The organism is Bradyrhizobium sp. RD5-C2 (assembly GCF_019972155.1).
Taxonomy (GTDB): domain Bacteria; phylum Pseudomonadota; class Alphaproteobacteria; order Rhizobiales; family Xanthobacteraceae; genus Bradyrhizobium.
This window is the reverse complement of record NZ_BOVL01000019.1, coordinates 103,466-129,579: the sequence shown is the minus strand read 5'-3', so window position 1 is coordinate 129,579 and position 26,114 is coordinate 103,466. Positions and strand designations below refer to the sequence as shown.

At 64.8% G+C, this 26,114-nt stretch carries 30 protein-coding genes and 1 tRNA gene; 15 read left to right on the top strand and 16 right to left on the bottom strand.

The annotated features are described in order from the left end of the window. Window positions 1–50 precede the first annotated feature (50 nt). The 4 genes from BraRD5C2_RS21610 to BraRD5C2_RS21595 all read right to left on the bottom strand — a co-directional run bounded on the left by BraRD5C2_RS21610 (window position 51) and on the right by BraRD5C2_RS21595 (window position 2,604). A complete protein-coding gene (locus BraRD5C2_RS21610; protein ID WP_223971249.1) occupies window positions 51–404 on the bottom strand; it encodes an SRPBCC family protein in 354 nt (117 codons plus the stop codon). Next, window positions 401–715, bottom strand: coding sequence for an ArsR/SmtB family transcription factor (locus BraRD5C2_RS21605; protein ID WP_092121114.1), 315 nt, complete (start codon window positions 713–715; stop codon window positions 401–403). Before BraRD5C2_RS21605 ends, BraRD5C2_RS21610 begins: the two co-directional genes overlap by 4 nt. Window positions 716–864: 149 nt before the next feature. Continuing rightward, entirely contained in the window at window positions 865–2,181 is a 1,317-nt protein-coding gene (locus BraRD5C2_RS21600) for an ammonium transporter (RefSeq protein ID WP_374708031.1), read from the bottom strand. Window positions 2,182–2,265: 84 nt separating this feature from the next. Further along, on the bottom strand, window positions 2,266–2,604 hold the full coding sequence (locus tag BraRD5C2_RS21595) for a P-II family nitrogen regulator (RefSeq protein WP_074128375.1): 339 nt from the start codon (window positions 2,602–2,604) through the stop codon (window positions 2,266–2,268). Between the two features lie 283 nt (window positions 2,605–2,887). Here BraRD5C2_RS21595 and BraRD5C2_RS21590 point away from each other — a divergent pair, with 283 nt between their 5' ends. Next, window positions 2,888–3,778, top strand: a complete 891-nt coding sequence (locus BraRD5C2_RS21590; RefSeq protein ID WP_223971245.1) for a DUF4339 domain-containing protein — start codon at window positions 2,888–2,890, stop codon at window positions 3,776–3,778. 14 nt (window positions 3,779–3,792) lie between these two features. Here the strand turns inward: BraRD5C2_RS21590 and tesB are convergent, their stop codons facing one another. Further along, the gene (gene tesB, locus BraRD5C2_RS21585; RefSeq protein ID WP_212312813.1) at window positions 3,793–4,656 is read right to left on the bottom strand and encodes an acyl-CoA thioesterase II; all 864 of its coding nucleotides are present in this window, start codon (window positions 4,654–4,656) and stop codon (window positions 3,793–3,795) included. 217 nt (window positions 4,657–4,873) lie between these two features. Here tesB and BraRD5C2_RS21580 point away from each other — a divergent pair, with 217 nt between their 5' ends. Then, window positions 4,874–6,094, top strand: a complete 1,221-nt coding sequence (locus tag BraRD5C2_RS21580; protein ID WP_223971242.1) for a ubiquinone biosynthesis hydroxylase — start codon at window positions 4,874–4,876, stop codon at window positions 6,092–6,094. A gap of 25 nt (window positions 6,095–6,119) precedes the next feature. On the opposite strand, the gene BraRD5C2_RS21575 is transcribed toward BraRD5C2_RS21580, so the two are convergent. From BraRD5C2_RS21575 to BraRD5C2_RS21565, 3 genes are all read right to left on the bottom strand, one after another. Continuing rightward, on the bottom strand, window positions 6,120–7,034 hold the full coding sequence (locus BraRD5C2_RS21575) for an alpha/beta hydrolase family protein (protein WP_223971239.1): 915 nt from the start codon (window positions 7,032–7,034) through the stop codon (window positions 6,120–6,122). Beyond that, window positions 7,034–7,231 carry a Trm112 family protein gene (locus BraRD5C2_RS21570; RefSeq protein WP_223971236.1) on the bottom strand — a complete coding sequence of 66 codons (198 nt, stop codon included), beginning with the start codon at window positions 7,229–7,231 and terminating at the stop codon, window positions 7,034–7,036. The genes BraRD5C2_RS21575 and BraRD5C2_RS21570 overlap by 1 nt, the downstream gene beginning before the upstream one ends. Before the next feature lie 106 nt (window positions 7,232–7,337). Beyond that, the gene (locus BraRD5C2_RS21565) at window positions 7,338–7,874 is read right to left on the bottom strand and encodes a TetR/AcrR family transcriptional regulator (protein WP_223971233.1); all 537 of its coding nucleotides are present in this window, start codon (window positions 7,872–7,874) and stop codon (window positions 7,338–7,340) included. Between the two features lie 93 nt (window positions 7,875–7,967). On the opposite strand from BraRD5C2_RS21565, the gene BraRD5C2_RS21560 reads away from it, so the two are divergent. The 7 genes from BraRD5C2_RS21560 to BraRD5C2_RS21530 all read left to right on the top strand — a co-directional run bounded on the left by BraRD5C2_RS21560 (window position 7,968) and on the right by BraRD5C2_RS21530 (window position 14,138). Then, window positions 7,968–8,318 carry a hypothetical protein gene (locus BraRD5C2_RS21560; protein ID WP_097676238.1) on the top strand — a complete coding sequence of 117 codons (351 nt, stop codon included), beginning with the start codon at window positions 7,968–7,970 and terminating at the stop codon, window positions 8,316–8,318. 11 nt (window positions 8,319–8,329) lie between these two features. Beyond that, complete coding sequence (locus tag BraRD5C2_RS21555; protein ID WP_223971232.1) at window positions 8,330–9,136, top strand: crotonase/enoyl-CoA hydratase family protein; 807 nt, start codon at window positions 8,330–8,332, stop codon at window positions 9,134–9,136. Then, the gene (locus BraRD5C2_RS21550; RefSeq protein WP_223971230.1) at window positions 9,133–9,555 is read left to right on the top strand and encodes a PaaI family thioesterase; all 423 of its coding nucleotides are present in this window, start codon (window positions 9,133–9,135) and stop codon (window positions 9,553–9,555) included. The genes BraRD5C2_RS21555 and BraRD5C2_RS21550 overlap by 4 nt, the downstream gene beginning before the upstream one ends. A 28-nt stretch (window positions 9,556–9,583) precedes the next feature. Further along, a complete protein-coding gene (locus tag BraRD5C2_RS21545; RefSeq protein ID WP_223971228.1) occupies window positions 9,584–10,402 on the top strand; it encodes an SDR family oxidoreductase in 819 nt (272 codons plus the stop codon). Window positions 10,403–10,558: 156 nt separating this feature from the next. Next, window positions 10,559–13,090: a bifunctional diguanylate cyclase/phosphodiesterase gene (locus BraRD5C2_RS21540; protein WP_223971224.1), complete on the top strand. Its 2,532-nt coding sequence runs from the start codon at window positions 10,559–10,561 to the stop codon at window positions 13,088–13,090. Window positions 13,091–13,276: 186 nt separating this feature from the next. Next, window positions 13,277–13,561: a PepSY domain-containing protein gene (locus BraRD5C2_RS21535; protein WP_223971221.1), complete on the top strand. Its 285-nt coding sequence runs from the start codon at window positions 13,277–13,279 to the stop codon at window positions 13,559–13,561. Between the two features lie 22 nt (window positions 13,562–13,583). Beyond that, a complete protein-coding gene (locus BraRD5C2_RS21530) occupies window positions 13,584–14,138 on the top strand; it encodes a cytochrome b/b6 domain-containing protein (RefSeq protein ID WP_223971219.1) in 555 nt (184 codons plus the stop codon). Window positions 14,139–14,180: 42 nt separating this feature from the next. Here the strand turns inward: BraRD5C2_RS21530 and BraRD5C2_RS21525 are convergent, their stop codons facing one another. Continuing rightward, window positions 14,181–14,855: an LON peptidase substrate-binding domain-containing protein gene (locus BraRD5C2_RS21525; RefSeq protein ID WP_223971217.1), complete on the bottom strand. Its 675-nt coding sequence runs from the start codon at window positions 14,853–14,855 to the stop codon at window positions 14,181–14,183. Window positions 14,856–14,885: 30 nt separating this feature from the next. Further along, complete coding sequence (gene trxA / locus BraRD5C2_RS21520) at window positions 14,886–15,806, bottom strand: thioredoxin (RefSeq protein WP_223971215.1); 921 nt, start codon at window positions 15,804–15,806, stop codon at window positions 14,886–14,888. Window positions 15,807–16,045: 239 nt separating this feature from the next. Here trxA and BraRD5C2_RS21515 point away from each other — a divergent pair, with 239 nt between their 5' ends. From BraRD5C2_RS21515 to BraRD5C2_RS21500, 4 genes are all read left to right on the top strand, one after another. Beyond that, window positions 16,046–16,501 (top strand): SRPBCC family protein, encoded by a 456-nt coding sequence (locus tag BraRD5C2_RS21515; protein ID WP_223971213.1) that lies wholly within the window; start codon window positions 16,046–16,048, stop codon window positions 16,499–16,501. A 160-nt stretch (window positions 16,502–16,661) separates the two neighbouring features. Then, window positions 16,662–16,736: transfer RNA gene (locus BraRD5C2_RS21510), tRNA-Gly, on the top strand. Window positions 16,737–17,442: 706 nt separating this feature from the next. Further along, window positions 17,443–18,720 (top strand): PQQ-dependent sugar dehydrogenase, encoded by a 1,278-nt coding sequence (locus BraRD5C2_RS21505; protein ID WP_223971211.1) that lies wholly within the window; start codon window positions 17,443–17,445, stop codon window positions 18,718–18,720. A 187-nt stretch (window positions 18,721–18,907) separates the two neighbouring features. Continuing rightward, window positions 18,908–19,489 (top strand): c-type cytochrome, encoded by a 582-nt coding sequence (locus BraRD5C2_RS21500; protein ID WP_374708030.1) that lies wholly within the window; start codon window positions 18,908–18,910, stop codon window positions 19,487–19,489. 190 nt (window positions 19,490–19,679) lie between these two features. On the opposite strand, the gene panE is transcribed toward BraRD5C2_RS21500, so the two are convergent. The 4 genes from panE to BraRD5C2_RS21480 all read right to left on the bottom strand — a co-directional run bounded on the left by panE (window position 19,680) and on the right by BraRD5C2_RS21480 (window position 23,482). Beyond that, a complete protein-coding gene (gene panE / locus BraRD5C2_RS21495) occupies window positions 19,680–20,600 on the bottom strand; it encodes a 2-dehydropantoate 2-reductase (RefSeq protein WP_223971210.1) in 921 nt (306 codons plus the stop codon). A 117-nt stretch (window positions 20,601–20,717) separates the two neighbouring features. After that, entirely contained in the window at window positions 20,718–21,323 is a 606-nt protein-coding gene (locus BraRD5C2_RS21490) for a 2-hydroxychromene-2-carboxylate isomerase (protein ID WP_223971208.1), read from the bottom strand. A gap of 111 nt (window positions 21,324–21,434) precedes the next feature. Continuing rightward, window positions 21,435–22,790, bottom strand: a complete 1,356-nt coding sequence (locus BraRD5C2_RS21485; protein WP_223971205.1) for an MATE family efflux transporter — start codon at window positions 22,788–22,790, stop codon at window positions 21,435–21,437. A 104-nt stretch (window positions 22,791–22,894) separates the two neighbouring features. Next, window positions 22,895–23,482 (bottom strand): DUF2239 family protein, encoded by a 588-nt coding sequence (locus BraRD5C2_RS21480; protein ID WP_223971202.1) that lies wholly within the window; start codon window positions 23,480–23,482, stop codon window positions 22,895–22,897. A gap of 131 nt (window positions 23,483–23,613) precedes the next feature. On the opposite strand from BraRD5C2_RS21480, the gene BraRD5C2_RS21475 reads away from it, so the two are divergent. Continuing rightward, a complete protein-coding gene (locus tag BraRD5C2_RS21475; protein WP_223971199.1) occupies window positions 23,614–24,279 on the top strand; it encodes a glutathione S-transferase family protein in 666 nt (221 codons plus the stop codon). 8 nt (window positions 24,280–24,287) lie between these two features. On the opposite strand, the gene BraRD5C2_RS21470 is transcribed toward BraRD5C2_RS21475, so the two are convergent. Beyond that, window positions 24,288–24,713 (bottom strand): DUF1330 domain-containing protein, encoded by a 426-nt coding sequence (locus BraRD5C2_RS21470; protein ID WP_223971198.1) that lies wholly within the window; start codon window positions 24,711–24,713, stop codon window positions 24,288–24,290. Between the two features lie 104 nt (window positions 24,714–24,817). Between BraRD5C2_RS21470 and BraRD5C2_RS21465 the strand changes: the two genes are divergently transcribed. Continuing rightward, window positions 24,818–25,153, top strand: a complete 336-nt coding sequence (locus BraRD5C2_RS21465) for a GIY-YIG nuclease family protein (protein WP_223971196.1) — start codon at window positions 24,818–24,820, stop codon at window positions 25,151–25,153. A gap of 1 nt (window position 25,154) precedes the next feature. On the opposite strand, the gene BraRD5C2_RS21460 is transcribed toward BraRD5C2_RS21465, so the two are convergent. Continuing rightward, complete coding sequence (locus BraRD5C2_RS21460) at window positions 25,155–26,051, bottom strand: SDR family oxidoreductase (RefSeq protein WP_223971194.1); 897 nt, start codon at window positions 26,049–26,051, stop codon at window positions 25,155–25,157. Window positions 26,052–26,114: the final 63 nt, after the last annotated feature.

The window sequence follows — 26,114 nt, the reverse complement described above, 5'->3', positions numbered from 1 at the left end:
CCTCCCATTTCAGCAGGTGATGAAGTTTCAGCGGATGATGAAGTCTGCGATCAGGCCGCGCGCATCAGTACGCGGCTGTTGCTGTTGGCCGCTTGCGGCTGGCTTGCTCGCTTGTGGCAGGCTTCCTGGATGATGCGAAACCGGGTGCCGCCGGCTTCGTTCGGCTCGATCCGGAAGGTGACGTGACTCTCGCGAAACGGCGGCTCGGAATCGCGCAGCCGGTAACGCACCTCTTCGCCTGCGACCGACGATAGGGGCTCAGCGCCCGCGAGATCGCAATCAGGTAGCCAGCGCTCGCGCAGGGCTGGAATGGTGACGGCGCGCCATACTTTTTCAGGCGGTGCGTCGAGCTCGTATTCGATCACCAGAGCTGCGTCCGCGTCAGGCTCAACCGTGTCGCTCATTGATCCATGTCCTTCAAGAGGTCGGAGAGCGCTTCGATGCGCTTCGGCCAATAGGCGCGGTAGCGCGCGAGCCAGGTCCCGATGCTGGCGATCCCGTCCGGGTCGACTTCATAGTTGACGAAGCGGCCCTGCCGCTGCTCGCGCACCAGTCCTGCCGCGCGCAGCACCGCCAGATGCTGCGACATCGCCGGCTGGCTGATCTCAAGTCCGTCGCGCAAGGCGCTGGCGTTCAGGCTGCCGCCGGCCAGCTTCTCAAAGACCCTGCGGCGGGTCGGATCGGCTAGTGCCTTGAAGATATCGGTGTCGACCATGCCAACACATAAGCATATACTTATGTGTCGTGCAAGCCTGAACTGTCCCGTGCAGCGTGACGTCGCGGCGCTCGGGTACTTTGCATGGGGTTGTTTTACGAATTCGCCCTCTCAGGGCCCATCTCGTCCTGGCGATGCGAGCTCGGCTGCTACTGCAGCGCTTCGCCGTGCTGCGAGATGTCGAGACCCTCCAGCTCCTGCTGCATCGAGACGCGCAGCGGGACGAAGGCGCTGACCAGCTTGAGCAGCACGAAGGTAACGCCGCCGCACCAGACCAGCGTGACCACGACGCCGTAGAGCTGGATCAGGAGCTGCCCCGGATTGCCCTCCAGCAGGCCGGAAGTTCCGCCGATCGCCGCGGTGGCGAAAACGCCCGCGAGCAGCGTGCCGGTCAGGCCGCCGATGCCGTGCACGCCGAACACGTCGAGCGAGTCGTCATACTGGAAGCGATGCTTCAGCCAGGTACAGGCCCAGAAGCAGACCAGGCCGGCAATGATGCCGATGATGATGCCGTGCCACGGCGCAACGAAACCGGATGCCGGGGTGATGGTACCGAGCCCTGCGACCGCGCCCGAGATCATGCCGAGCACCGACGGCTTGCGGCGCGTCGCCCATTCGATCGCGCCCCAGGTCAGCGCGCCGGCGCAGGCCGCCAGATGCGTGGCGGTGATCGCCATCACCGCGCGCGAGTTGGCCGCAAGCGCCGAGCCGCCGTTGAAGCCGAACCAGCCGACCCAGAGCAGGCCGGTGCCGACCACGGCGAGCGAGAGGTCGAACGGCGACAGATTGTCATGGCCGTAGCCGTGCCGGTTGCCCATCACCTTGGCCGCGACCAGGCCGCTGATGCCGGCGGACAGATGCACGACGAGGCCGCCGGCGAAATCCATCACGCCCATCGAGGCGAGGAAGCCGCCGCCCCACACCCAATGCGCCAGCGGCACATAAGCGAAGATGAACCAGCCGATCGAGAACAGCACATAGGCGGAGAACCGCATGCGGTCGGCGACCGAGCCGGCAACCAGCGCCACCGTGATGATCGCAAACGTCATCTGGTACAGCATGAACAGCGCTTCCGGGATGGTCTTTGCCGCCGGATTGACGCTGTCCATCGTGATGCCGGCCAGGAACCAGCTATCGAGCGAGCCGAGCCATGGACCGTTGCCGACGAAGGTCAGCGAATAACCGAAGACGACCCAGAGGATCGAAATGATCGCAACGGCCGTGAGGCTCTGCGCCATCGTCGCCAGCACGTTCTTCTTGCGCACCATGCCGGAGTAGAACAGCGCAAGCCCCGGGATCGTCATCATCAGCACCAGCGCGGTGGCGACGATCATCCAGGCGGTGTCGGCGGGGTTGATGCCGGAGGCGCTAGAGTCTTGCGCTGACGCCGGCGTGCCCCACGAGAGCAGCATTGCAGCAGTGATCGGCGCAGCTGATATCGCTGCACGAAGAGCTCGTGCCCCCATCATCATTCCCCGGCGTGTCGTGGTTTCTTTACGTGGTTTTTGGCGTGTGCCGGCGTCGCTGGCGGCGGTGGTGTCGATTGAGACTCAGAGCGCGTCGTTGTCGGTCTCGCCGGTGCGGATGCGCAGCGCGTGGTCGATCGGCGTGACGAAGATCTTGCCGTCGCCGATCTGGCCGGTGCGGGCGTGCTCGGTGATGACGCTGACCGCCTTTTCGGCGAGCTCGGTGTCGACGGCGATCTCGATCCTAAGCTTGGGCAGGAAATTCACGACGTACTCGGCGCCGCGATAGATCTCGGTGTGGCCCTTCTGGCGGCCATAGCCCTTCACCTCGGTCACCGTCATGCCGTGAACGCCGATCGCGGTCAGGGCCTGGCGTACCTCATCGAGCTTGAACGGTTTGATGATCGCGACGACGAGTTTCATGGTCAGGCCTTCATTCCCTTGAGGTTTTCCGTGTGCGCCCGTCCCCAGAGCGGCAAATTGCCGTCTCTGGAGCGGCAACTTGCCGCCACCAAATCTGGCAGCTTTCTGGGCAAATGGCACAAAAAAGTTGCAGGTTGAAGGGGAAAACGTGCGCACCGCGTGAACTCCGTCACTGTACGGGACGACAACCGTCGGCCAGAATATGGCTTTCCCGCCCTGGCCAGCGTCCCCGCTGGCTCATTCTCGCCACAGCGCGTGCACCCGCGCCCCGAGGAACAAGAAAATGTCGAATCGAAACTGGTTTTATGCATCCGAAGGCCAGCAAAAGGGCCCCCTGCCTGAAGCTCAGCTCCGCGACCTGATCACCCGTGGCATGGTGGGCGCCGATACCCTGGTGTGGACCGAGGGCATGGCCGGCTGGCAGAAGGCCGGTGAGATTCCAGGCCTTGTTCCGAGTGCGGGCGCGCCGCCGGCGTTCCCGCAGGCCGGCGGACCGCCGCCGGTGGCCGCATCGGCAACCTATAGCGGCGGCGCGCTGTCGGCCGACTTCCCGATCTGGGGCCTGTTCGGACGCAGCTTGCTGATGTTCATCGGCCAGATTTTCGTCATCCCCGCGCCGTGGACCGCGACCGGCCTGTATCGTTTTGCGATCCCCTATATCCGCGTGCCGGGCCGGCCGCATCTCGGCTTCACCGGGCAGCCGCTCGACATCTGGTACGTCTTCATCGTGCTCGGTCTGCTGACCTATGCGGGAGCGGCCAACAGCAACATCGTCACGCTGCTCTCGCTGCTGCTGCAGGGCTTCCTGAGCTGGATGATCGTTCGCTGGATCTTCAGCCGTCTCAGCTCGAGCGGCCAGGAGCTGCCGATCTCGTTCAACGGCAGTCCGGCGGTTTATGTCGGCTGGTACGTGCTGATGGTGATCTCGGCCGTCACCATCATCGGCTGGGCCTGGGTGATGACGGCGTGGTTGCGCTGGATCTGCCGCAACGTCGAAGGCACGCGCCGCGAGGTCACCTTCAACGCATCCGGGCTCGAGGTGTTGTGGCGAACCATCGTGTTCTCGGTCGCCTGCGCCTTCCTGATCCCGATTCCGTGGGTGCTGCGCTGGTACGCCAACTGGTTCATCTCGCAATTCGCGCTGACCGAGCGCGGCGCCTACGCCAACGCCTGAGTGCGCTAAAGCGATTACGCCTTGCGTTCGCGCACCGAACCTTCCTGCGCGACGGACGCCACCAGCGTGCCGTCGGGCTTGAAGATCTGGCCGCGGGTCAGACCGCGGCCCGACTGCGCGCTCGGCGAATCCTGCGCGTAGAGCAGCCATTCGTCGGCGCGGAACGGGCGGTGAAACCACATCGCGTGATCGAGGCTCGCCGGCATCATGCGCCGGTCGAACAGCGTGCGGCCGTAGCGCGCCATGACGGCGTCGAGCAGCGAGAAGTCCGACGCATAGGCGAGCGCGCACAGATGCAGCGCCGGATCGTCGGGCAATTTCGCCGCGGTGCGGATCCAGACATGGATGCGGCCGTCCTCGATCTGCTGGCCGAAATAGCGGCCGAGCTCGACCGGGCGCAGCTCGATCGGGCGGTCGCTCTCATAGTAGCGGCGGATGAACTCCGGCATCTCCTTGAACATCGGCTGCTTCGACACTTCCTCCGCGGTCAGCTTCTCCGGCGGCGGCACGTCGGGCATCTTCTCCTGATGATTGAAGTTGCTCTCTTCCTCGGCGTGGAACGAGACCATGATGGAGAAGATCGCGTTGCCGTGCTGGATCGCGGTGACGCGGCGGGTGGTGTAGCTCTTGCCGTCGCGCAGCCGCTCGACCTGGTAGATGATCGGGATCTGCGGATCGCCCGGCAGGATGAAATAGCAATGAATCGAGTGCGGCAGGCGGCCCTCGACGGTGCGGCAGGCCGCGACCATCGCCTGGCCGATCACCTGGCCGCCGAACACGCGCTGCCAGCTCGTCTTCGGGCTGTTGCCGCGGAACAAATTCACCTCGAGCTGCTCGAGATCGAGGATGGACAACAGGTCGATCAGGCTCTTGGACATGAGGGGGGCGCTCTCTTTCGTCATTCCGGGGCTCGCGAAGCGAGAGCCCGGAATCCATTCAGCCACGGAACATGCGGTTTGATGGATTCCGGGTTCACGCTGCGCGTGCCCCGGAATGACGACCGTTGGATTTGGCCTTGTTTCTGTCCCCTGTTTCGCCCAGCTATTATCAGGTAGCAAGCACAGTCTGAGAGCGCAGGGCGCGTAAGGGAACGGCATGCCGGCACAGCGAAGTATTGTCATCTGCGGGGGCGCTTTTGCGGGGTTGGCGCTGGCCGTGGCGTTGCGCCAGGGGCTGGGGCCGGACATTCCGGTGATCGTGGCCGATCCGGCGCTGAGCCAGCGCCCGAGCCGCGATCCGCGCGCGACCGCGATCGTGGCGGCCTGCCGACGGCTGTTCGAGACGCTGGGCGTCTGGGGGCAGGTGGCGCCGACGGCGCAGCCGATCACCGACATGGTCGTGACCGATTCCAAGCTGGAGGACGCGACGCGTCCGGTGTTCCTGACCTTCGCCGGCAATGTCGAGCCCGGCGAGCCGTTCGCCCACATGGTCGAGAACCGCTATTTGATCGATGCGCTGGCGACCCGCGCCGAGGCCGAGGGCGTCGAGCTGCGTGCCACCGCGGTGTCGAGCTTCGACTCGCGGCCCGACGGCGTCAGCGTCCGATTGGCCGACGGCACCGAGATCGATGCGAGCCTGCTGGTCGCCGCCGACGGCGCGCGATCCAAGCTGCGCGAGCGCGCCGGGATCGCGACCCACGGCTGGGATTATGACCAATCCGGCATCGTCGTCACCGTCGGGCACGAGCGCGAACATCACGGCCGCGCCGAGGAGCATTTCCTGCCCGCGGGTCCGTTCGCGATCCTGCCGCTGACCGGCAATCGCTCGTCGCTGGTATGGACCGAGACGCGCAAAGAGGCCGCGCGCATCACGGCGCTGAGCGAGGCGGAATTCCACGCCGAGCTCGAGCAGCGGTTCGGCTTGCACCTCGGTGAGATCAAGGCGCTCGACAAGCCGCGCGCGTTCCCGCTCGGCTATTTCGTCGCACGCTCCTTCATCGCCGAACGGCTGGCGTTGATCGGCGACGCCGCGCATGTGATCCATCCGATCGCGGGACAGGGGCTCAACATGGGCCTGAAGGATGTCGCGGCCCTGGCCGAGGTCGTGGTCGATGCGGCGCGGCTCGGCATGGATCTCGGACAGGCCGACGTGCTCGAGCGCTATCAGCGCTGGCGGCGCTTCGACACGATGGCGATGGGGGTTGCCACCAACTCGCTGAACTTCCTGTTCTCCAACGAATCGACGCTGCTGCGCACCGTGCGCGATATCGGCTTGGGCCTCGTCGATCGCGCGCCGCCACTGAAGAGCATGTTCATCCGCCAGGCGGCGGGATTGTCAGGCGAGGTACCGCGGCTGCTGAAGGGCGAGGCGCTGTAGGGCTACGGCTTTGCCGCGCATCCGATCATTTCTGCGAAATGAAGCCCGCCACCGCGTCGATCAGGTCGGGGTCGAGCGGCCGCTCCGGTTCATTGTAGCTTGCCATGTCGTCCGCCGCGTCGGTGACGTCGACCAGCAGGTGATTCATATCCGGCAGCCACAATGATTTGGCCGCGACGTCGGCGGTGGTGAGCGCGAGGTAGTCGAGCCGCGCCAGCTGATGGTCGCGGCCGCCCGCGACGATCAGGACAGGCCCGGTGATCTTTTTCATCGGATCGACCGGATCCTCGGTAAAGGCCGATGCGATGGCGGGTTGCATCGCAGGCGCTATCGCCAGCCCCGCCGGCGGCGGATCGACGATTTGTCCGGCCATGATGTCGTCGATGGCCTTTCCGATCGGCGCGAATTTGTCCGGCGGCAGCTGCTTTTCGAGCTGCGCCTTCAACACGGCGCCCTGCTTGCGCGCCGCCGTCGTGAGCAGCACCAGCCGGTCGATCGGCACGCGCTGGGCGGCGAGGATTGCGACCAGGCCACCCTCGCTGTGCCCGACCACCGCAACATGCGCGAACCTGCCGCTGCCGCGCAGATAGTCGATCAGCGCCGCCGCGTCGCCGACATAGTCCTTGAAGCGAAAGTCCTCCGGACGGCCGAACTCCTTCTTCCATTCGCCGGCGCCGCGCTTGTCGTAGCGCAGCGTCGCGATGCCGCGTGCGACCAGCTGCTCGGAGAGTTTTTTCAATGTCGCCGGCTTGAGCTGCGGCCCGTTGCCGTCATGGTCGGTCGAGCCGGAGCCGGCGATCAGCAGCGCCACCGGCGGTTTTGCCACGTCCGGCGGCACCGTCAGCACCGCGTCGATCGCGCCGATGCGCAGCCTGCTCTCGTCGGCCGCCGCGCTCGCCACGGAGACGAGCAGCAACAGCCATGTGACGAGGGCGCGCATCAATCTATCTTGCGCGCCTCTTCCGGCAACATGATCGGGATGCCGTCGCGGATCGGATAGGCAAGTTTCGCGGAGCGCGAGATCAGCTCCTGCCGCGCGGCGTCGAATTCCAGCGGTCCCTTGGTGATCGGGCACACCAGGATTTCGAGCAGCTTTGGGTCGGCGGTGCTGTCGAGGTGGTCGGTCGTGGAACTCATTGCGGTCTCCGGCTGCAGCGTTTTCGAGCGAAGTGGGTACCGGTTCGCGTGAAGAAAACGCGCCAGAACAAACTGGCCGTCGTGTAGCACACTCTCGTGTCAGCTGTCAGCGCTTGGCCATCCGCAACAGCTCGTCGATTGCGGCCTGCTGACGCGGCTTCGGCAGCGTTTGTTCGGACAGCGCGTAGCCGATGAACGCCCAATAGAAGATCTGCGCCCGGCCCCGCGCCACGTCGTCGGGGAATCCGGCATGCCGGAGCAGGGTTTCGATATAGCCGATCCGGCGCTGGTCGACCTCGAGCACGGCGGCGCGCGCCGCGGCATACCCGGTGGCCCAGCTGCGCACCGCGCGTTCCAGTGCCAGCCGCGCCGAGAAGGTCCGGCGCAGCAGCAGCGCCAGCGCGTCGCCGCCTTCCGGAATGGTCTCGAGTTCGGCGATCACCTGCTCGGCGGCAACCTCGCGCCAATGGTTGAGGATCGCGGTGCGGTAGGCGCCGATGTCGGCGAAATGCCAGTAGAAGCTGCCGCGCGAGACCCCCATGGCCTTGGCCAGCGGCTCGGCCTTGAGCGCCGTGAAGCCGTGCTTCGCCAGCGTCTTCAGGCCCTGATCGAGCCAGTCCTTGACCGAGAGCTGTTCCGTCATGATTCACCGTCCACGTCCCGACCATACACAAGTGTATTGACAGGCGCCAGCGACTGGTGTCCTATCCATACAGTACTGTATGGAGACAATGCGATGCGTGATCTTCTGCTGCAAGGCGCCGGACTCATCGCCATCCTGGTCAGCCTGATTCATGGCGTGCTCGGCGAGACCAAAATATTCGCGCGCGCCACCGTCGAACCGCCGCGGCTGCGCCTTTTGCTTCGTCTGGTCTATCAGGCCGGCACCGTCGCCTGGATCGGCGGCGGCGTGCTGCTCGTCGCTGCGCCCGCGATGGCCTCCGATGCCGCGCGGCACTGGATCGTGGCAACGCTCGCCATCGTGTTCGGCAGCGCCGCGCTCGCCAATGCGGTCGCGACGCGTGGCCGGCATTTCGGTTGGATGGCCATGAGTGCCGTCGTGGCGCTCGCCGCCGCCGGCTACTAGCGGACACGATCATGACGACTGATCGCATCAGTCTGAGCATCGCCAACGGCGTCGCCGACATCAGGCTCGACCGCCCGGACAAGCTCAATGCGCTCGATCCGGCGATGTTCACCGCCATCGCCGCCATCGGCGCGCAGCTTAAGGACAACCCGAAGATCCGCGCGGTGGTGTTGTCGGGCGAGGGGCAGGCGTTCTGCGCCGGCCTCGACATCGAACGTCTGGTCGCAACGACGGAAGGCCAATCCATCCTGCCTTTTGTCGATCTCGGCCAGCGCACCCACGGCATCGCCAACTTCGCGCAGCATCTGGTGTGGCTCTGGCGCGAGTTGCCGGTGCCGGTGATTGCGGCCGTCCACGGCATCGCATTCGGCGGCGGCTTTCAGCTGATGCTCGGTGCCGACATCAGATATCTTGCGCCAGCCACGCGTCTGGCCGTCATCGAAGCCAAATGGGGGCTGGTGCCCGACATGGCCGGAACGCAGCTGATGCGCCATCTCGCGCGCGAAGACGTCGTCCGCGAACTGACCTATACCGCGCGCGTCTTTTCCGCGGAGGAAGCGCTCGGTTACGGCTTCGCCACCCGGATCGTCGAACAGCCGCACTATGCCGCACTGGAGACGGCGCGCGCGATCGCGGACCGCAGCCCGGACGCGATCCGCGCCGCCAAGCGGCTGCTCAATCTCGCAGTCGATCGCGATGCGGCGACCGGACTCGCGGCTGAAACGGCCGAGCAGGCGCTTCTGCTTGGCACCCCCAATCACGTCGAAGCGGTCAGGGCCAATCTCGAGCGACGACCGCCGCAATGGAGTTTTGCATGACCACTGGAGCGGGATTCGATCTGGAGCGTCTTGTTGCGACCAATGCGTCGGCGGCCTTCAACCGGCTGGTCGGCCTCGAGCTGGTCTCCGCCGGCGCCGGCGCGGTAGAGCTGCGCATGCCCTGGCGTGATGATCTCACCCAATATGCAGGCCATCTTCACGCGGGCATGATCGCGGCTCTGCTCGATACTGCCTGCGGCTTTGCCGCGGCGACGGTCGTGGGCGGGGTCACGGCCTCTCACTTTTCGATGAATTGTCTGCGGCCTGCAGTAGGCCGCACTTTTGTTGCCAAGGGCAGCACGGTACGAACCGGCCGAAGGCAGGTGTTCGCGCGCGCGGAGCTGTTCGCGGCGGATGAGCGGGGTGCGGCGGTGTTGGTCGCCACGGGCGAAACGATCCTCGTCCCGCTTGCAGCCTGATCAACCGATCAATCACAGAGAGCAGGAAATGCCACTCGTCCTCGTTACCGGAGGAACGGGCCATCTTGGCCGTGACCTCGTCAGCCGGCTTGTTCAAGCCGGGCATCATGTGCGGATCCTCGCCAGGAGACCGCAACCCGAAAGTGATGTGGAATGTGCATTAGGAGATCTCGCCACGGGCGAAGGGCTCGGCGAAGCGCTGGATGGCGTGCACACCGTCATCAACGCAGCGACATATTCTCCAATCGCACGTCGCGGCAGCGTCAAACCGCTTGATTTCGTCAAGTCACCGACCGCAGTGGACGTCGACGGAACCGAACGTCTGCTCGCTTTCAGCGGCGCCGCCGGCGTGCAGCATTTCCTCCATGTTTCGATAGTCGGACTCGAGGATGCGTCGCTGCCATATGCGCGCGTAAAACTCGCGGGCGAGCAACTCGTTCGCCGCTCCGGTTTGCCGTGGTCGGTCATCCGGGCAATGCCGTTCCACTACTTGCTCGAGAAAATGCTGTCGAACCTCTCATGGCTGCCGGTGTGGCCGGTGCCGAACGCCATGTTCAATCCGGTCGATACTTCGGACGTCGCCGACTATCTCGTCCGATGCGCCTTCGATGGAGGACGCGGCACGCGGGCGGAGATTGGAGGACCAGACGACCTCAGTCTTGCCGCGATCGCGCGGGAGTTTCTGCGGGCGCGGGGCATGCATCGTCTCGTCCTTCCGATGCCGCTCTCTCGAAAGGCTGCACGCGGGATGGGCTTCGTCGTAAGCGACGGCGTCCGCGGCACGCGATCCTGGATCGATTGGTTGAACCGGTCGCAGAACGCGGATAGCGCCATGGCGGGGACATGAGACGGCTGACCGTAGCAACGATATTTATGGAGCCATCAATTTCCGTGTGGAATCGGCTTACGCGCGGATAACCATGCCACCGAAAGTTGTAGAAAATTATCGAGAAGACAATTCAATCGACCTAGCCTGTCCGCGCGGACAACCATGGGCCGACGCATGTTTCGTGTTCTGACGTGTCTTTCAGGTGAGCATGACTGGCGGCTCGTTCTGCTCGCCGGCCTGGTCTGCTTCGTTGCCAGCATTGTCGCGGTCAACATCTTCCATCGCGCGATCGCTTCACAGGCGAGGACGCGGCTGATCTGGATCGCGATCGCGGGAGCTGCGATCGGCTACGGCATCTGGGCGACGCATTTCATCGCCATGCTCGCCTACGAGCCGGGCGTGCCGACCGGCTACGGCATCGTCCTCACGGCGCTGTCGCTCGCCGTCGCGATGATGCTGACGTCCGGCGGACTCGGCCTTGCCGCCAGCGACTCCGGCTCCTGGCGTGCGCCGGTCGGCGGCGCGGTAATCGGAGCCGGCATCGCCAGCATGCATTATCTCGGAATGTGGGCGTTGGAAGTGCCGGGCCATGTGGTGTGGTCGCTCGACCTCGTGGCGGCCTCCATCGTGCTCGGCATGCTGTTCGGTTACGCCGCGCTGTCGGTCGCGGTCCGCCGTCAGGATCGCTGGATGTCGCTCGTGGCGGCGCTGTTGCTGACGCTTGCGATCGTGTCGCATCATTTCACCGCGATGGGCGCGGTCGAGATCGTTCCGGACCCGCTGCTGGCTCCGGAAGCCTTGTCGCTGTCTCCCGCCTTCCTCGCCATCGTGATCGCGGGCGTGGCGCTCTCGGTGCTCGGGATGAGTCTGGTCGGCGTGCTCGCCGATCGGCGCCTCGCGCTTCGCACCCGCCGTTTCGAGGAGATCATCAGCCAGCTCTCGCTGGCGCGGCAGCAGGTCGAGGCGTCGCAGAAGGAGCTGGAAGAACAGCGGTTCCGGCTGGATACGGCGATCAACCACATGGGCGAGGGCCTCTGCATGTTCGATGCGGAGAAGCGCCTCGTCGTGTGCAACGAGCGCTACGCCAAGATGTACCGGCTGCCGCCCGAATTGCTGCTGCCCGGCACCGCCCATCGTGAGATCATCACGCATCGGATCGCCAACGGCATTCTCAAGGGCGAGACCAGCGACAGCGCCGCGACCCAGGTGCTCGCGACACTGAACGCACTGCCGGCCGGCGAGATCAGCAGCCGGGTCGACGAGCTTGCTGATGGCCGGCTGATCTGCGTGACGCGGCAGCCGATGCCCGGCGGCGGCTGGGTGGCGACGCATCGCGACGTCACCGAACAGCGGCGCTCCGAGGCCAAGATCACCCATATGGCGCAGCACGACGCGCTGACCGATCTGCCGAACCGCGTGCTGCTCAAGGAGTGGATGGAGCAGGCGCTCTCCGGCGCGCGGTGCGGCGGACCGAGCCTTGCGGTGCTGATGCTCGATCTCGACCGCTTCAAGGACGTCAACGACACCCTCGGGCATCCGGCAGGTGATGCGTTGCTGAAGTCGGTGGCCGCGCGGTTGCGCAGGAGCGTCAGCGATACCACGCTGGTGGCGCGGCTCGGCGGTGACGAGTTCGCCGTGATCGACTACGTCACCGATCCGGTCACGGAAGCCGGTGTGCTCGCCGAGAGGATCAGGAAGGCGCTCAGCGAACCAATCGATCTCGGCGATCATCGGGTGACTACCACGACCAGCATCGGGATTGCGATCGCGCCGCGCGACGGCACCGATTCCGACGAGGTCCTGCGCAGCGCCGATCTTGCGCTCTACTCGGCCAAGAGTGGCGGGCGCGGCGCGTTCCGCTTCTTCGAGCCGGAGCTCGACCGGCAGCTGCAGACCCGGCGCAGCCTCGAGCGCGACATGCGCAGCGCGCTCGCCAACGGCGAGTTCGAGCTGCATTATCAGCCGTTCATCAACGTCGCGAGCGGGGAGACCTGCGGCTTCGAGGCTCTGTTGCGATGGCATCATCCGCAGCGCGGCATGGTCTCGCCGGCGCAGTTCATTCCGCTGGCGGAAGAGACCGGCCTGATTGTGCCGCTCGGCGAATGGGTGCTGCGCACCGCGTGTGCCGAAGCCGCCAAATGGCCCGATGATCTCAAGATCGCGATCAACCTGTCGCCGGTGCAGTTCAGGAGCCCCGAACTGGTCCCGGTGATCGTGCACGCGCTGGCGAGCTCGGGGGTTTCGCCTGACAGGCTCGAGCTCGAAGTCACCGAAACGGCGATCATCCAGGACAGCGAGGCGGTGTTCGCGGCGCTCAGCCAGCTGCATGATCTCGGCGTGCGGATCGCGCTCGACGATTTCGGCACCGGCTATTCATCGCTGAGCTTCCTGCAGAAATTTCCGTTCGACAAGGTCAAGATCGACCGCAGCTTCGTGTCCGAACTCGCGGGCGCAACCGACGAGTCGCGCCGGATCGCACGCGCGATCGTTCGCTTTGCCGTCAGCCTCGGCAAGACGACGACGGCCGAAGGTGTCGAAACCAGGGAGCAACTCGACATCCTGCGCGCCGACGCCTGCGTGGAAGTGCAGGGCTTCCACTTCAGCCCCGCGGTCCAGAGCGAGAAGGTCGCTCAGATGATCGGTGGGCGGATTTCGGCAGCCGAGCGCCCCGCGATTCGTCTCGCAATGGCCGGTGCCGCGTCCTGAGGCGTAAGGCCGCAGCAAGCGCTCAAAATCAAATTGCGCGTGGAGTGCAAAGCGGTTTTCGCGGCCGTTAGAATTTCTCTAAAGCGTGCCGCGTCCGCGCTTCCTTGACTTGGCAATCACCTCAGCATTGTTCACGCATGTGCTCGGCGCGATGGCGTTGTGGGCATGATCGTCAACGGAGGGGAGATGCGCGTGAGAGTGATTTTGAGCGCTGTACTTGCAGCTGGTGTTCTGGGGCTTTTCGGTTCGGCGGCGTTCGCCGACGGTTACAAGACTTGCACCAAGCTCGACAAGGCGTCGTGGAAGCCGGCCAGCGATGCCGAAGCCAAGGCCAAGGCGGCCGGCTACGAGGTGCGCCGCTCGAAGGTCGAAGGCTCCTGCTACGAAGTGTACGGCGTCAAGGAAGGCAAGCTCTACGAGCTGTTCTACAGCCCGGAGGATCTCAGCCTGAAGCACACGATCGCCAAGTGAATCGCCGAGTGAAGCAGACGCGATGACGAAGGCGGCGCCCGGCGCCCGCGGCGCCACCACCGTGCAGGTCTGGGACCTGCCGCTGCGGTTCTGGCACTGGGCGCTCGCCATCCTCGTCCTGGTCGCTTGGGTGACGCCCAACGTCTATGACCGACTGCACCGGCTGGCGGGTTATTCCGTGATCGGGCTATTGGCGTTCCGGCTGATCTGGGGCTTTGCCGGCACGCGCTATGCGCGTTTCGGCAAGCTCGGTGTCCGGTTGCGCGCCGCGCCGCGCTACATCTGGAATCTCCGTCGCGGCATCACCGGCCGCTACATCGGGCTCAACCCCGCGGGCACCGTGATGCTGGTGGCACTGCTGCTCACGCTCGCGGTCTCCGCGATCACCGGTGCGATGGAGGTCACGGTCACCTTCTTCGGCGTCTGGTGGGTTGAGGACACCCACGCCTATGCCTCGGATGCGGTGATCATCCTGGTCGCCCTGCACGTGCTCGGCGTCATCGCGGTGGGATTGCTGCAGCGTCAGAACCTGGTGCGCGCGATGTTCACCGGACGGAAGCAGCTTCGCAATCGTTGATCTTCGCGCAAACACCTCGCGTTTGTCGCGAAGGATCATCCTTTATTGCACCGGCGGGTCGCCCGATGTGCGCTTCTTGGCGAGGTCCATCTCGGTGACCGCGATCAGGATCTCGGCGCGGGTCTTCAGGTCGGGCGCTTCCAGCATCGCCTGCTTCTCGGCCGGACCATAGGGCGACATCATCGCCAGCGCATTGACCAGCGCTTCGTTCGGCGCGGACTCGATGCCTTCCCAGTCAACCTTCAGGTTGTTGGCTTCCAGGAAATCGGCGAGCACTTCGAGCAGCGCCTTGCGGTCGACGGCGTCCTCGCCCTTGCGCGCGGTGAAGTCGCCGGCGAACGAGAAGAAGTCGACCTTGCACTGCCGGTACGCCGTCTGCACGGTCAGCTCCTCGACCACCTTGAAGCGTGCGACGCCGGTCAGTTCGAGGATGTAGCGGCCGTCGCCGGATTCGGCGAGCTGGGTGATGCGGCCGACGCAGCCGATGCGGAACAGCGCCGGCCGCGCCTCCTTCTGCGAATGCGCCGCATCAGGCTGGATCATGCCGATCAGGCGGTGACCGTCGCGCAACGCGTCGTCGATCATCGCGAGATAACGCGGCTCGAAGATGTTGAGCGGCATCTGGCCGCGCGGCAACAGCAACGCGCCCGGCAGCGGGAACACCGGGATCACCTCGGGGAGCTCGCCGGGCCCGCGATATTCGGCATTGATCGGCATCTGCGGTCCCGGTGCTATGACGGGCGTGCGTTACGAGAACAATATCGTCGACAACCGCCTGCGCCCCTCGACGGTTGCCTCATCGGTGCCGCCCCACGCTTCGAAGAACTGCACCAGCTGCTTGCGCGCGCCGTCGTCGTTCCACTTGCGGTCACGCTTGACGATCGCGAGCAGCTGCTCGGTCGCCTCCGTGCGCCTGTTTATGGCATTGAGCGCGGTCGCAAGATCAAACCGGGCCTGATGATCGAGCGGGTCTGCGGCGACTTTCTGTTCCAGCTCCGCGATCGGTCCGACCGACTGCGCCTGTTCGGCGAGGTCGATTGCCGCCTGCACCGCCTTCACCCCGGCGTCATTGCGCTTGGATTCCGGCACCATCGCGAGCGTCTGCTTGGCCTGCTCGACCGCACCCGACGTGACGTAGCACTTGGCGAGGCCGGCCAGCGCGGCGATGTTGGTGGCGTCGTGCGCCAGCACCTCGGCATAGATCTGCGCCGCAGCCTCGACATCGCCCTCGGCCAGCACCGCGTCGGCCTCGGCCAGGATTTCCGCAAGATTGGGCTCGCCGGCGGCGGGCACACCCTTGGTGATCTTCTCGATGAAGGCGTTGATCTGGCTCTCCGGCACCGCGCCCATGAAGCCATCGGCGGGCTGGCCGTTGACGAAGGCGATCACGGCCGGGATCGACTGGATGCCCATCTGGCCGGGGATCTGTGGATGCTCGTCGATGTTCATCTTGACCAGCTTGACCCGGCCCTTGGCGTTGCGAACCGCCTTTTCCAGCATCGGGGTGAGCTGGCGGCAGGGACCGCACCACGGCGCCCAGAAGTCGATCATGACCGGCTGGCGGCGCGATTCCTCGATGACGTCCTTGACGAAGGTCTGGGTCGTCGTCTCCTTGATCAGATCGGGCGCTGCCTGGGGCGTGGGGCCGCCCTGCTCCATTATCGTCACGTTGTCCTCGCCTTGGTCTTCTGAGGTCGGAAAAATACGGGGGCGTTCTAGCACGCTCCGGACGGCGTGTTCAGCCGTTCTGTCAGCCCAGAGCATGATCCCGGAACATGCTCCGTAGATGGCGGTCGGCCGGCAAAATTCAATCGCTTGCCGCCCGGCCCGTTCCATCGGAGATCGGGTGGGTTTGAGGTCCGGAACGGCCGACGATGGCGCTCCTTCATGGCAACAGGGGATCGCCCATGGCGAAGGCCTATTACAGCACCGTGTTCGAGCAGCCGGCCGGCGAGGTCTGGAAAATCATCCGCGATTTCAACAATTACCCGGTCTGGGTCCACGGCGCGGGCAGCAGCGAGATCGAGGACGGCAAGTCCGGCGATACCGTCGGCGCCGTGCGCAACGTCTTGTACCGGGAGCGGCGGATCCGGCAGCGCCTGCTCGCCCAGTCCGACGTCGAGCACTTCCAGACCTACGAATTTGCCGGTCCACCGACCCTGCCGATGACGGATTTCAGCGCAACCCTGCGGGTGACCCCGGTGGTCGACGGCGACCGGGCCTTTATCGAATGGTGGGCGGTGTTCGATTGCGACGCGGACCGCCGCGTCGAACTGGCGCAGACGCTGACCGGCTGGTTCGAGACCTGGCTCGAATCGCTCCGGGACGAGATGGCTCTGAGGCTGGTTCCAGCCGAAACATAAAAAGAAATCGTCGCGGTGGCCGGTTCCGGCCGATTCGGGGTCAATTTTTAAGGAAACCGTGCGATTTCGTGAAGTTCGGACCGCGCTCTTGTGTTGCATTCACAGACAGCATTTGGCATAGGTCTGCCGTTGCCGGCGAGCGATCGCCGCCATTTCGGATGCGGGTGTAGCTCAGTGGTAGAGCACGACCTTGCCAAGGTCGGGGTCGAGGGTTCGAGCCCCTTCGCCCGCTCCAAAATATCTCGCTGACCGAGCTGACAGTCTGATGAAGGCCCGCGCATTGGTGCGGGCTTTTTGTTGTTCGGGCGGTGTTGTGTTCTTGCGACCAGGATGCCGCGGCCCGCGACGGCCGCGTCGGCTGCCGCGGTGAAGCTGCATTCCGGCTCCGACATAGATAGCGCCACAACCGAAGCGGGCGGGACCTGCAAGGCGCTCGCGGATCCACTCCGATTCCAGCGCGCGATCGTGCCGCCATGCGTGTGCAGCGCTGGCGCGTCCACCGGACCGTCGCCGATTGCATCGAGGATGGCATGACGCTGCGGAACGGCGACATCATCGCCGCCGATGACGGCTTCAAGATCGCGGGGATCTTCGGGGGCACAAGCGCAGTGTGTTGTTCAGGCCGCTACCGAAGGCACAGGCGCTCGGGCGTTCGCGCCTCTCGTCGCGATAGAGGCGGTCACGAGCGTTAGCTTCGTTCGAATATTACGCTGCGGTGCAGAATGCCTTGTTATCAGGCAGCCGGCGCGCGAAAATTTCGTCTCAAATTTCGTCTCAACTTGTTTTGACGCAGCGCACACTACTGCACGCGCTTTTCAGCGTCGATGGATGTGCTACCATTTTGCGGTCTGACCTACCTCACAGACCGCCACCATCATCTCTCAGGGCGTTCAAAATCAATAACAGGCAAGCTGCAATGGCTTGCGTAGGGGAGTGACGCGATGAAATCGGCTTTCAATCGATCCATACTTGCGTTCGCGGCGATTGCGCTGCTGGCGGGGACAACCTTCGCCAATGCACAGCAACAAACCGACAAGAACCGGGCGCTGAAGAAGTACGAATCCGGCACCAAGGAATTCTGGACCCATCCGCCGGATGACTGGTTCCTCGGCGACGAGACCGACGCGCAGAAGGGCCTTGCTCCGCCGTCCGGTCCGCCGACCGGCGCATCCGACGCCGAACTCGCCACCATGATGAAGAAGATCAAGCTGCCGCCGGGCTTCAAGATCGAGGTCTATGCCTCGAACGTGCTCGCGGCGCGGCAGATGGCCTGGGGCGACAAGGGCACGCTGTTCGTCGGCTCGTTCGGCCTCGGCAACGTCTATGCGATCAAGGACAACAACGGCAAGAAGGAGGTCAAGACCATCCTGAAGGGCCTCAACATGCCGACCGGCCTCGCGTTCCGCGACGGCGCGCTCTACGTCATCGCGGTCGACAAGCTGATCAGATACGATAATGCCGAAGCCAATCTCGACAATCTCGGCAGCGGCAAGGTGGTGTATGACGACATGCCGTCGTATGCGGCGCATGGCTGGAAATACATCGCCGTCGACAAGGACGGCTGGTTCTACATTCCGTTCGGACCTCCCTTCAACATCGGCATCCCGCCGACCTCGGTGTCGCAGATCCGCCGCGTCGATCCCAAGACCGGCAACGCGGAAATCTATGCGCTCGGCGTGCGCAACTCGGTCGGCGGCGACGTCGACCCGCGCACCGGCAAATACTGGTTCACCGAAAACGCCCGCGACTGGATCAGCGACGATCTGCCGAGCGACAAGCTCAACATGATCTCGAAGATCGGCGAGCACTTCGGCTATCCCTATTGCCACCAGGGCAATTTGCCGGACACCAAGTTCGCGATGGGTCACAAGTGCTCGGAGTTCACCCCGCCGGTGTACAATCTCGGCGCCCACGTCGCTCCGCTCGGCATGAAGTTCTATACCGGCAGCCAATTCCCGGCCGAGTACAAGAACAGCATCCTGATCGCCGAGCACGGCTCCTGGAATCGGCACAAGTACCAGGGCGGCCGCATCGTGAAGATCACCGCGAGCCCCGACGGCAAGAACGCCAAGCAGGAGATCTTCGCCGACGGCTGGATCCAGGGTGACCAGGGCTATCTCGGCCGCCCGGCCGACATCCTGCTCGACAAGGATGGCTCCATCCTCGTCGCCGACGACTGGGCCGGTGCGATCTATCGCATCAGCTACAGCAAGAAGTAACGGTTGAAGGCAGCGGGGCTGCGGTGGCCTTCGAGGCGGCTGCAGCCCCGTTTGCTTGGTTTGGCAAGCTACGGAACAGACTCGTCATGCCCGGGCTTGATCCGGGCATCCATCCAAACAAAAACCCTTCTGCAAGCCAGATGGATTGCCGGGTCAAGCCCGGCAATGACGTCAGGAGAAACTGGCAATGCGTATCGCGTCCCTCGGAATCCTGTTCGCGTCGGCAATCGCGATGACATCCTTTGCGGAGGCAGCCGACGTCGCCGCCGGCAAGGCGAAGGCCGAAATCTGCGCCGGGTGCCATGGCGACAACGGCATCTCGCAGACTGAGAATATTCCGTCGCTCGCCGGCCAGCTCGACCAGTTCATCCAATGGCAGCTGGTGTTCTTCCGTGCCGGTGCGCGCAAGAACGAGCAGATGCAGCCGATCGTCGAGCAGCTCAACAATGACGACATCCGTAATCTCGGCGCCTATTTCGCCTCGCTGACGCCGTTCAAGGGCGGCAAGGACGACGATCCGGAATTGTCCGAGAAGGGTAAGCAGGCCGCCGCCGGCCGTCGCTGCGCCTCATGCCATGGCGACACGTTCGCCGGCACCAAGGCCGTCGCCCGCATCGCCGGCCAGCGCGAGGAATATCTCGTCAAGGCGCTGCACGACTACAAGTCGGGACAGCGCTCCGGCGGCGCGCAGGCGGCGATGGCCGATGTGGCGTATCCGCTGAGCGACGAAGAGATCACCGCGCTCGCGCATTACCTGGCGCATTTGTGAGGGAAGCATAGGACCCGCGGTCTTCACCCTCCCCTGGAGGGGGAGGGTCGGATCGCATTGAGCGTAGCGATATGCGATCCGGGGTGGGGTGATCTCTCCACTCGAGCAGTGCCGATGCGGAGAGACTGTCACCCCGCCCCGCCGCTCATTTCATTCGCGTCGACCCTCCCCCTCCAAGGGAGGGTGAAGGCTAGCCAGCCCGCTGCTTCTCGTACGCCTTGAGATGCGTGTACGCCGTGCGTAGCTTCGGCACCGGGATCTTGGCGGCATCGGCGCGCACGATCAGGTCGCCGATCACGTGATCGGCTTCGACCGGCAGCCCCGCCTTGATGTCGCGGAACATCGATGCGGTCATCGGCGAGCCTTCAGTGGTCAGGAGCCCGCGGGTGCGCTGGAAGAACGGACCGCCCGGCATGTGGCCGGCGTCGGCCGCGATCGCGCTGCATTCGTCGAGGATGCCGAGCAGGAAATCCTTGCCGCCGGGCGCAGCCAGGATGTTGCCGACTGAGGTCCGCATCAGGCTGGTGGAGGCGGCGAGCGACGCCAGGAACACCCACTTCTCCCACATGTCCTGCATGATGTGGTCGCTTGCGGCCGCGCCGTTGATCGCTGAGAAAGTGTCCGCGATCGCGCCCACCCGGTCCGACAGGCCGCCGGCGCGTTCGCCGAAAGCGAGCGACTGCATCGGCTGCAGCTGCACCACCTCGCGCTTCTCGTTCAGCGTCGCGGCGATCGCGCAGAGACCGCCGAGCACATGCTGGGCGCCGAATGTCTTGTCGAGCGCATCGAGATGCAGCATGCCGTTGAGCAGCGGGATGATCGCAGTCTTGTCGCCGACCGCTGGCGCAAAGGACTTGATCGCATCCTCGAGGTCGAACGCCTTGCAGCTCAGGAGCACAACGTCGAACTTGTCCGACAGTTTATCGGCCTGCACGGTCGGCGGATTGTTCAGCGTGACGTCGCCGTTCGGGCTCTTGATCACGAGCCCGGCGGAGGCGAGCTCGGAGGCGCGGCGGGGCCGGACGAGAAAAGTCACATCGCGGCCGGCCTGAAGCATCCGGCCGCCGAAATAACCGCCGATCGCACCGGCGCCGACCACGAGAACGCGCATGGGAATTTGTCCTTCTTTGTTGTTGCCCGGGAAGCGAGCGAAGAGCGAATGGGGAGTGTCGATTAGATAGGAATGCCGTTCGATTATTCGCTACCCGCAATTGAGCATTCGCTCATCTCACTTTCCCGACACCAGTTCCTCGACTTCGCGCAGCTGCTCCTTGCCGAAGAAGATCTCGTTGCCGACGAAGAAGGTCGGCGAGCCGAACGCGCCGCGCTCCACGGCGGCCTGGGTGTTGGCGATCAGCTTGGCTTTCACATCGGCGTCCTGCGCGCGGGCGAACAGTCTGGCGGCGTCGAGGCCGGAGGCGGCGATGGCTTTGCCGGCGACTTCCGGATCGTCCATCTTCTTCGGCTCGACCCACATGTAGTGGAAGGCCGCTTCGATGTACTTCTCGAACACGCCCTCGAGCTGGGCGGCGACCGCCGCGCGCATCAGGTTCAGCGTATTGACCGGGAAGAACGGGTTCCAGGTGTAGGGCTTGACGTTGAAGCGCTTGATAAAGCGCTCGGTCTCGATCTTCATGAAGTCCGGCTTGTTCTTGACGCCGGCCAGCGTCTCGGCCGGCGACTTGTTGTTGGTGGCCTTGAAGATGCCGCCGAGCAGGATCGGGACGTACTCGAACTTGACGCCGGTGCGCTGCTCGATCGCCGGGATCGCCTCGTGGCTGAGGAAGGCATTGGGGCTGCCGAAATCGAACAGGAATTGCGGATTTTGGCTCACGGCGGTCTCTCCCCTCGGCTTGTCTCGTATTGGCTCTTCTAGCACGGGCCTGCTGCCGCAGGCGCCATCAGTAGAATATGATACTCATCATGTGAGCCGCGGCGCGCGATGTCAAATCAGCCGCTTGATGGTTTGATTGCGCCATACCAGGGCGTAATAGGCCATCTGCAGCAGGAACATGGTTGCGAAGGTGGCGGGATAGGCGATCCAAATGCCGCTGATGCCCATGATGCGGCTGAGCACAACCGCGACCGGCACCTCGACCAGCGCCATGGCCAGGATCGAGATGAACAGCGGCATCCAGACCGTGCCGCCGGCACGCATCGCGCCGGAGAACACCGTCGCCATGCCGAACAGCACCATGCTCCACAGCACGATGTAGAGAAGCTGCTGGGCGAGCGCGAGCACAGCGCCATCGACGATGAAGAAGCCCATCAGCGGCCGCGCAAAGAGATAGCCGAGCACGACAAGTCCGCCGGTCAGCGCGAGGTTCATCTCGATCCCGGTGCGGACGATGGCGCCGACCTGGCGCGAGTCGCCGCGGCCGATCGCCTGCGCGCCGAAGATCGACACGGATATTGCGATCGAGATCGCCGGAAACTGCACATAGCTGATCACCTGGTTGACTGCGCCATAGGCGGCGGTGGCGTCCGAGCCGAACCCGTTGACGAGGCCGAGCAGCACCAGTTCGGCGAGCGAGACCACCACCATGCCGATCGCGGTCGGAATGCCGAGCCGCAGCACGATGCGCAGCAGCGCGCCGTTCGGCCGCATCGCGCGCAGGAACGCGGCGTCGAAGGCCAGCGGATGCTTGTGCCGCAGCATGTGGATATGCAGCCAGAGCAGCGTGACGACGCCCGAGACCGCGGAGGCGATTGCGGCACTGGCGACGCCCAGCATTGGCAGCCCGAGCCAGCCGCGGATCAATGCGGGCGTCACCACAAGGCCGACGACGGTCGAGACCGTCAGCGCCAGCAACGGCGTCATGGTGTCACCGACGCCGCGCATCATCGCCGCGAGCAGCAGGAATGCGAAGGTCACCGGCATCGTGATCATCATGATCCGCGCATAGGACACTGCGGCATCGAGCACATCAGGCGGCGTGGCGAGCGCGATCAGGAGCGGGCGCGCGAACAGGCCGCCGAAGATCGCGATCGCCAGCGCCAGCAGCAGCGTCACGGTCATGGTCGTGCCGGCGACCGCCTTGACCCGGTCGGGCTCGCCGGCGCCCCAGGCCTGGCCGATCATGACCGAGGCGCCGGCGCTCAGGCCGATCACGAAGGAGATGAAGAAGAACATCACCGGGAAGAACCCCGACGCAGCGGCGAGCGCGTCGACCCCGATCATCTGGCCGAGATAGATGCCATTGATGGTGCCGAACAGCGACTGCAGCACATTGCTCAGCAGCATCGGCGCCAGGAAGGATAGGAAAGCTTTGCGTAGAGAAGGAGGCTTGGACACGTTCAACTTCCAAAAATCGAGACCGTCAGGACGGCGGTGGGACGGGTCTGCGGTTCTGCTCCGAAAGCCGAATCACTGGCCCGCCGCCGCCGATTTCGCGCGACGGCGCATCAGTCCGCTTGATCGCTATAGGCGAGCTTGATCGCGTGATCGCGGATGTCGGCCGGCCACTCCGCGATCAGCGTCGCAAAGCGCCGCCGGTCGTGCGCGAACAGGGCGCGGATCGCGTCCTCGTAGTTTGGCCGGTTGCCCCCCATCGTTGTCATGAAGCGATAGGCGGCATCCTGTGCGCTGCGCGTGCGGTCCTTGTCTCCGCTTGTGCGCCGCGCCTCGTCGATCAGCTTGCGAAGCGCGACCGATGCGCCGCCCTTCTGCTGCGCGAGCCAGTCCCAATGGCGCGGCAACAGCGTGATCTCACGCGCGACGACGCCAAGCTTCGGCCGTCCGGGACCGCGCGGGGCGGTCGGCGTTGCCGGCTCCTCGTCGCGCGGAGGCGCGAGCTTCGGCAGCCGCGCCAGCACATCGTCGACCGAGCCGCGGAAATCGATATCGACCAGCGCCGAGGTACGGCCGTTGAACACCAGGACCGCGGCATCCTTGCGCCGGTCGAGCAGCTGCTTGGCGGCGCGCGCGACCTCCGCGAGGTCACCGGCCCCGATACGATGCTCGCCTTCGAAGGCGACATAGGTAGGATTCATGGTAGACCTCTCCGATTGCGCGACGTATTGCCCGGGTGATTTCCAGCAAGCACGGCGCGTGGATCTCGACTTTCCTGTTCCCGGCCGGCACCAAACGCCGTCCGATTGCGCCGATATTTCAGAGGACGCCCATGCTGACGGTTCATCATCTCAACAATTCCCGCTCGCAGCGCGTGCTGTGGCTGCTCGAGGAATTGGGCGTGCCCTACGAGATCGTGCGCTACCAGCGGCAGCCCGACATGCGGGCGCCGAAGGAGCTGCGCGCGATCCATCCGCTCGGCAAGTCGCCGGTCGTCACCGACAACGGCAACACGATCGCGGAATCCGGCGCGATCCTCGAATACATCATCGCGACCTACGGCAAGGGTCGCCTGATCCCGCCGGCCGATACGCCGGATCGGCTGCGCTACACCTATTGGCTGCACTACGCCGAGGGTTCGGCGATGACGCCGCTGCTGTTGAAGCTGCTGTTCACGCTGATGCCGAAGCGCGCGCCGGCGCTGCTGCGGCCGCTGGTGCGCAAGGTCTCGAACCAGGCGCTGTCCACGCTGGTCAATCCGCAGATCAAGCAGCACATGGCCTATTGGGAAGGCGAGCTCGGCAAGAGCGAGTGGTTCGCCGGCAACGAGTTCTCCGGCGCCGACATCCAGATGAGCTTTCCGCTCGAGGCGGCCGCCGCGCGCGGCGGGCTCGAGGACGGCCATCCCCGGTGCGTCGCTTTCCTGGAGCGCATCCACGCCCGCCCGGCCTATGCGCGGGCGCTGGAGAAGGGCGGGCCGTACGAGGTTGGCCGCTAGCATCTCGGTCATCGCGGCAACTCGACCAGCGGCAGCAGCCGTGAATCCGCCAGCGCCGCGGTGCGGTGTCCGATGCCGGCGAGGTAGGCCTCCGCCACCGCGAAGGCGAGGAACGCGCCGCGGCTCTTCTGCCGGATCAGCATTGCGCGATCCCAGCGCTCGTCCTCGGGGCCGATCAGGAACGAGCCGCCTTCACCCATGAACAGGATGTCGCCGCCGCTCTTCCGCAGATGCGGCAGCGTGTGGGCGACATAGCGGTCGTAGGCTTCCGCACCCGTCACCGGCTGCGGCGGGGCCAGCTCAGGGCTTTGCGAATAGTCGGCGATGTCGCGGAAGCGCAGCAGGTTGAGCATCACCAGCTCGCCGCCGATCGCGCGCTGGGCGAAGTCGCGCCCGGCATTCCAGGTCGGCTCCAGATGGTAGGCGGTGTCCATGTCAGCTCGTCCTATTCGCCCTCGATGGGAAGTTTTACCCGGGTGTAATTGCTTTGTCAATAATACCCGGATATAAATCGTGTGCCGACCGGACAGGAGCCATCATGAAGACCGAGGACCGCAAGCTGGCCATCGCCGACTACAAGAAACGTGGTGCCGTCGCCGGCGTGTTCGCGATCCGCTGCCGGGCGACCGGGGAGGTCTGGGTCGGGCAGGCGCTCGATCTGGAGAAAATCCAGAACCGCATCTGGTTCACGCTGCGGATGGGTAGCCACCGCAATGCCGAATTGCAGCGCGCCTGGTCGGCGCATGGCGCGGACGATCTCTCGCTCGAAACACTGGAGCGCATCGAGGACGAAGAGCTCGCCTATGTGCGCGACACGTTGCTCAAGGAGCGCGTGCAGCACTGGCGCACGCAGCTCAACGCCTCGGTCGTCTAGTCTAGCGCGACGTCTGAGCTCCGCCCACCGACGGCAGGGCCTGCACGGTGACGCCAGGCGGCGGCACATCGTCGTCGGGCACGAAGAAATCCGACATCAACGGCACCGAGGCATCGACGCGATAGCGTTCGAAGTCGCGCACGCCGTTGGCATAGAGCACCTTGTCGTCGATGCAGAAATTGCCGGTGAACTCGCGCGACGGCCGCGTGATAATCGCATAGGCCGCATCGCCCATGATCTCGGGCGTGCGGCTCGCGCGCATCATGGCGTCGCCGCCGAGCAGATTGCCGACCGCGGCGGTTGCGATCGTGGTCCGCGGCCACAATGCGTTGACGGCAATGCCGGCGGATTTCTGCTCGCCGGCTAGCCCGAGCACGCACATGCTCATGCCGAACTTCGCCATCGTGTACGCGGTCGAGTGCTCGAACCACTTCGTCTTCATGTCGAGCGGTGGCGACAGCATCAAAATGTGCGGATTCTCCGCCTTCTTCAGATGCGGGATGCAGTATTTCGACACCATGAAAGTGCCGCGGGTGTTGATCCCCATCATGAGATCGTAGCGCTTCATGTCGGTTGCCTGCGAGGGGGTCAGGCTGATCGCGCTGGCATTGTTGACGCAGACGTCGATGCCGCCGAACTCGGCGACGGTAGCTTCGATCGCCGCCATCACCTGGGCCTCGTCCCTGATGTCGCAGAGCACCGGCAGCGCCTTGCCGCCGGCGGCGCGGACCTCGTCGGCGGCAGTGTAGATCGTGCCTTTCAGCTTCGGATGCGGCTCGGCGGTCTTCGCCGCGATCGCGACATTGGCGCCGTCACGCGCGGCGCGCAGCGCAATCGCAAGCCCGATGCCGCGGCTCGCACCCGAGATGAACAGCGTCTTGCCTTTGAGCGATGTCATCTGTCGGCTCCTCCACAGTTAGGGATGCACCATGTCAGGCTCCCTCTCCCCTTGTGGGAGAGG